This window comes from Streptomyces sp. NRRL S-37, from assembly GCF_000721605.1.
Classification (GTDB): domain Bacteria; phylum Actinomycetota; class Actinomycetes; order Streptomycetales; family Streptomycetaceae; genus Streptomyces.
Genome location: NZ_JOIZ01000119.1, coordinates 1 through 376 on the forward strand (window position 1 = coordinate 1; position 376 = coordinate 376).

Annotated in this window: 1 protein-coding gene; it reads right to left on the bottom strand. The window is 71.0% G+C overall.

Annotation, left to right across the window (positions count from 1 at the left end; all coding sequences use genetic code 11):
* Positions 1-376: AMP-binding protein (locus IH50_RS38480; RefSeq protein WP_037873716.1), on the bottom strand; the 376-nt coding region annotated here is incomplete at both ends.

Here is a 376-nt window from a genome sequence, read left to right on the forward strand (position 1 = left end):
CGCCTGCACCTCACCAGGCTCGATGCGGAAGCCGCGGATCTTCACCTGCTCGTCCGCCCGGCCCAGGTACTCCAGCTGACCCTCGGCGTTCCACCGCACCAGATCCCCGGTGCGGTACATCCGCTCGCCCGCCGTACCGAACGGACCGGCCACGAACCGCTCCGCCGTCAGACCGGCCCGGCCCACATACCCGCGCGCCAGACCCGCACCAGCCACATACAGCTCACCCGCAACCCCGGGAGCCACCGGAGACAGCCACTGGTCCAGCACATACACGCGCGTGTTGGCCGCCGGCGTACCGACCGGCACCACACCGTCGGCCACCCGCTCGGCCGTCAGACGCGTCGTGACCACACCGATCGTGGTCTCGGTCGGA